The organism is Deferribacterota bacterium (assembly GCA_034189185.1).
GTDB lineage: Bacteria > Chrysiogenota > Deferribacteres > Deferribacterales > UBA228 > UBA228.
Genome location: JAXHVM010000115.1, coordinates 1 through 5,847, shown reverse-complemented (window position 1 = coordinate 5,847; position 5,847 = coordinate 1). Strand labels below are relative to the sequence as shown.

Below are 5,847 nucleotides of genomic sequence, written 5' to 3'. Positions count from 1 at the left end.
ATGATTATTATCAACCTGAAGCATATGTTCCACAGTCAGATATTTATATAGAAAAGGACTCATCAATCAATGACCATATTGATAAGATGCGACATTCTGCAACGCGTAGTCTTTTAGAGAGGAGGGATGTAATAATTGTAGCCTCTGTTTCTTGCATATACGGACTAGGCTCCCCTGAAGCATATTATGGACAGTTAATAAGTGTTGAATTAGGACAAGAGATTGAAATGGAAGCTATTATGGAGAAATTGATCTCAATACAATATGAACGCAATGACTACGATTTTCATAGGGGCACATTTAAAGTAAAAGGTGATATTCTCGATATTTTTCCATCCCATGAAGAGAATATCGCCTATAGAGTGGAATTTTTTGGTGATGAAATAGAAAATATTTCAGAATTTGATCCCCTCACAGGTAAAACTGTTAGAGAGAGGCAGAAGGTAACAGTTTATCCAAATACTCACTATGTAACGGCAAATGTTACAATAGATGATGTAATAAATAATATAAAAATAGATTTAGATAAAAGGGTAAAAGAGTTTGAAAGTAAAAATAAATTACTAGAAGCCCAAAGACTTAAACAAATAACTAATTTTGATATAGAGATGCTTGAAGAAACTGGCTATTGCAATGGTATTGAAAATTACTCAAGATATTTTGACGGTAGGAAGCCTGGCGAGACACCACCAACACTTATGAGCTATTTACCAAAAGACTCTTTGGTTATTATAGATGAATCACATATTACAATACCTCAAGTAAAGGGTATGTATTTTGGTGATAGATCTAGAAAAAAAACCCTTGTTGAATATGGGTTTAGATTGCCATCAGCTTTAGATAATAGACCCCTTAGATTTGACGAATTTAATAAATGTCTAGATAAGGTTTTATATGTTTCAGCTACACCTGCAGAATTTGAGATTAATGATTCATCTGGTATTATTGTAGAGCAAGTAATAAGGCCAACTGGCTTGGTTGACCCTGAGATCTTTATAAAACCAGCAAAGAATCAGGTAGATGATTTATATTATGAGATTAAAAAAGAGATTTCAAAGGGCTATAGGGTATTAGTAACAACATTAACAAAGAGAATGGCTGAGGAGTTATCAAAATATTATAAGGAGTTGTCTTTAAAGGTTGAATATTTACATTCTGATATTGATACAATTGAAAGAATAAAGATAATAAGAGAGTTGAGATTGGGAAAATTTGACTGTTTAATTGGAGTTAATCTCTTAAGAGAGGGGTTAGATATACCTGAGGTTAGTTTGGTTGCAGTGCTAGATGCTGATAAGGAAGGTTTTTTAAGATCGGAGAGATCCCTCATACAGACAATAGGAAGGGCTGCCAGAAATGTTGACGCTAGGGCTATATTTTATGCGGATAATATTACAAAATCAATTAAAAAAGCCGTTAAAGAAACAGACCGTAGGAGGAAAAAGCAGTTTGAATACAATAAAAAACATGGTATAACACCACAAACAATTAAAAGTGAGATATCAAATATACTTGAGAGTATTTATGAAAAGGATTATGTTACAATTGACAAAAATGAAACAATAGATGTTGCATTAACTGGAGATAAGAATAAAGATATAAAAATATTAGAGAAAGAAATGTATAGGCTTGCCAAAAATATGGAGTTTGAAAAGGCTGCTAGAGTTAGGGATCTACTATTTGAATACAAAGCGACTATAAATAAGTAGTTTATATAGATGATAAAAAGATTATTAAAATACATAACATTTACATTTTTATTTATTATTATAATTTCATTGTTTTCACTTGGTATATATTTGTATAAGCTAAATCAAGAGCTACCATCTATAAAAGAATTGAAGAATTATAAATATAAAACACCAACGACCATATATGATTCAAATAATAAGGTTATTGCTGAATTGGGTAAGGAGATAAGATATCCAGTGAAGTTAAATAAAATACCAAATGATCTTATAAATGCATTGGTGGCTGTTGAAGATAGCCGTTTTTACGAGCATGAAGGCATAGATTTTTTAAGTATAATAAGAGCTTTTTTTGCTAATCTGAGAGCTGGCAGAATTGTAGAAGGGGGTTCTACTCTTACACAACAACTCGTTAAGGTAATATATCTATCGCCTGAGAAAAAGCTGAAAAGAAAGGTAAAAGAGGCAATACTTGCCTATAAACTAGATAAGTTCCTATCTAAACAAGAAATTCTAGAACTCTATTTGAATGAGGTATATTTGGGTAGAGGTGCATACGGTGTTCAAGCAGCTGCAAAATTTTACTTTGGGAAAGATGTATCAGAGTTAAATTTAGCTGAATGCGCTCTTATTGCTTCTCTTCCAAAAGCCCCTGGTTACTATGCGCCTCATTTGCATCATGATAGAGCATTAGAGAGGAGAAACTACGCATTACTTAGAATGTATGAAGAGGGTTATGTAACTGAGAGCGAATATAAAGATGCTACAAGACAACCTGTCAGAATTATAGAAGAGAGACCACAAAGGATAAAAATGGCAGAATATTTTATAGAGTTTATTTTAGATTATCTAAAAGAGAAGTTAGGTGTCAATAATATTGGAAATGGGGGATACAAAATATATACAACAATAAATAGAGAATATCAATTAAAAGCAGGAAGGGTTAATAGAATAAATCTATTTAATATATCAAAGAGGCAGGGTTATATGGGCCCAATAACAAATATTAGCGAAAATGATTATAAGAATAGATTAGATAAATATAAATATCTAGAAAACTATGATATTAAAATAGCTAAAGCAGAAGAGGTAGAAAAAAATTTCGTATATATTGTTATTGATGATAAAAAGGAGAAACTTGATATAAGGCAAAATAAATGGGCAAGGCCTGTTAATAGTAGCATGAGATCATTAGAGGATTTTAGGCTTATTTTAAAAAAAGGTGATTTTATCTTGGTGTATAATAGTGGTGGTACTACCTATTTATATCAAGAACCTAAGATTGAAGGAGCATTATTAGCAATTAACCCATTAAATGGAGATATACTTACTATGGTTGGCGGTTTTAATTTTAATAAGTCTATGTTTAATAGAGCTGTAATGTCTAAAAGACAAGTAGGTTCACTTTTTAAACCTTTAGTATATGCTACAGCTGTTGATAATGGATTTGATCTAACATACCAGATATTTGATGCACCTGTGATAAAAAAAGCAACAATTGATGAATATTGGAAGCCAGAGAATTTTGAAGAGAGATTTTATGGTTTTACTACTTTAAAAAGAGGTCTTATAAAATCAAGGAATATAGTTACGGTGAAACTAGCAGATAAATTAGGTGTGAACAGGATTATAGAATATGCTAAAAAATTTGGCATTAGTTCTGAGTTTAATAGAGATCTCTCAATAAGCCTTGGTTCAAGTGCAATTTCACTAAAGGAGATGGTATATGCCTATTCAGCCTTTCCTAATAAAGGCGAGATTTACAAAATGAGACCAATTAGATATGTTTTAGATAGCGGGGGCAAGGAGATATATAGTGAAAAACCAAAAATAAAATATAAGCCTATCAAAGAATCAACTGCGCATATTATGGTTGATGCTTTAATAGATGTCGTAGAAAATGGAACTGGAAGAAAGGCGAAGCACATCCCTAGATTTATAGGGGGCAAAACAGGATCTACAAATAATTACAGAGATGCTTGGTTTATTGGTTTTTTGCCTAATTTAGTGGTAGGCGTTTGGGTTGGTTTTGATGATTTTTCATCTATAGGTCCTTTAGAAACTGGTGCTAGAGCTGCCTTGCCAGCGTTTGTTGATTTTATGGAAAGTGTATTAGATGATGTTGACTATAAAACTTTCCCTACCTCTAAAAATGTTACCTATTATAAGGTAGACAAAAAAACCTATAAGAAAACTGAGGCTATAAATGTTCCTTTTACTTTTGAACCCTATGCAGATGATATGCCAAATGAAATAGCAAATTAATGAGTGAATATGTTCTAAGCAATTTGCCTTATGTAGTTATTAATAGCAACAAAGAGATAATAGATTATTCATATAATTTTGAAAGCATATGGAATGAGTTGGTACGCTTAAATATTAAAGATATCCAGGAATATATATTTGAAAAATTATATAATAATAAACCTATAATTAATTTTGGTTCAAAAATTTATTTCATTCTAGCAGATAAATCAAAGGAGCTAACAATAATATATTTTATTGATATTACAGCTATTACACAATACTTAGAGGATTATTTTGATATTAATTCTTTTTTTCATGAATTAAAAAACCCCTTAACAGTTATTGATGGTGTTGTTCAACTTTTACAAAGAGAAAAGTTAGATAGTTATCTAAATAAGTGTATTAGCGTTATTAATTCAGAGACAAATAGGATTAAAAGTTTATTAGATGATTTTAAATCTATCTCAAAACAACAAATATTTAAAAACCCCTTTGATGTAAAAGAATTTATTGATGAACTAATAACCTCTTTTAATATAGCTTTCCCAGATATTAATATTAAGCTGGAATTTGATCCCAATCTTGATATAATTAATGGTGATAGGAATAAGCTTTATAGTGCATTTTATAATATATTGAAAAATGCCTGTGAAGCTCAAAAAGAGGGCATAGTAAAGCTAACAGCTTTTATAGATCCTGTGGTAAAATATTATGATAAACATTTAGATAAGGGTTTATTGATGGCAAGATTTAATATTATTGATTATGCTGGTGGTATTAACACTGAAATAAGGGAGAAGATTTTTAACCCCTTTTTCACAACAAAATCTAAAGGACATGGCTTGGGTTTAACTATTGCAAAAAAGATTATCGAAAGTCATAATGGAAAGATAGATATTAAGTGTATTAATGGATTAGAGACTACATTTTCAATCCTCTTACCTTTATAAATTATGAAAAAAAATAATTTATTAATTATTGATGATGAAGAAAATATTTTGTGGGTTTTAAAAGAGGGGCTAAACGATAAAGATCTTATCATACATACCTCTAAGAGTATTGTTGAAGCAGAAAAAAAACTCGAAAATAATCCCATAAGAATATGTATTGTTGATATATATATTGACGGCGTAAACGCACTAGATCATATAAAGAGGTGGATGAGTAAATATCCTGATATATATTTTATAATAATAACAGCTTATAATACTAGTTCAAATATAATTGATTCAATTAAACTGGGAGCTATAGATATATTCACAAAGCCCTTTGACATTGGGGAATTGAAAGAAAGGCTACTAAATATATTATATTCAAAAGAAAGTGAAAAGGGTGGTAACATAGATGATCCTTTAGATAATATGTCTTATGATTATCAAACAAGAAGTAAAAAAATGTTAGAAATTTATAAAATAATAGGAAGGACGGCAAAATCCGATATATCTGTATTGATAACAGGGGAGACAGGAAGTGGTAAGGAGGTAATCGCAAGACTGTTACATAATAAGAGTAGTAGAAGTGATAAACCCTTTGTGGGCATTAATATGGCAGCAATACCAAAAGAGCTGATTGAGAGTGAATTATTTGGCTATGAAAAGGGAGCCTTTACTGGGGCAAATAGTGTTAGAATAGGAAAGTTTGAACAAGCAAATGGTGGAACTATATTACTTGATGAGATATCAGAACTTGACTATAGACTACAATCAAAAATATTAAGGGTTATACAGGATAAAGAATTGACTAGAATTGGTTCTAATAATCCAATCAAATTGGATATAAGGATAATAGCTGCAACAAATAGGGATATGTTAAGCCTTGTAAAAGAAAATAAATTCCGTGAGGATTTATATTACAGGTTGAATGTTGTTAATATTAGGGTGCCACCATTAAGAGAGAGAAAGGAGGATATCCC

The 5,847-nt window shown here is 30.7% G+C and carries 4 protein-coding genes; all 4 read left to right on the top strand.

What is annotated here, in order from left to right; all coding sequences use genetic code 11:
* Window positions 1-1,709, top strand: a 1,709-nt coding sequence (uvrB, locus tag SVN78_07840; protein MDY6821515.1) for an excinuclease ABC subunit UvrB, incomplete at its 5' end; no start/stop codon positions are given.
* Between the two features lie 9 nt (window positions 1,710-1,718).
* A complete protein-coding gene (locus SVN78_07835) occupies window positions 1,719-3,953 on the top strand; it encodes a PBP1A family penicillin-binding protein (GenBank protein ID MDY6821514.1) in 2,235 nt (744 codons plus the stop codon).
* Window positions 3,953-4,885 carry a HAMP domain-containing sensor histidine kinase gene (locus tag SVN78_07830; protein MDY6821513.1) on the top strand — a complete coding sequence of 311 codons (933 nt, stop codon included), beginning with the start codon at window positions 3,953-3,955 and terminating at the stop codon, window positions 4,883-4,885. Before SVN78_07835 ends, SVN78_07830 begins: the two co-directional genes overlap by 1 nt.
* Window positions 4,886-4,888: 3 nt before the next feature.
* A partial coding sequence (locus SVN78_07825) for a sigma-54 dependent transcriptional regulator (protein ID MDY6821512.1) occupies window positions 4,889-5,847 on the top strand: 959 nt, incomplete at its 3' end.

Excerpts from the sequence above, each read along its gene's own strand:
- SVN78_07835 (MDY6821514.1), top strand. The coding sequence starts at position 1,719 with ATGATAAAAAGATTATTAAAATACATAACATTTACATTTTTATTTATT.
- SVN78_07830 (MDY6821513.1), top strand. The coding sequence starts at position 3,953 with ATGAGTGAATATGTTCTAAGCAATTTGCCTTATGTAGTTATTAATAGC.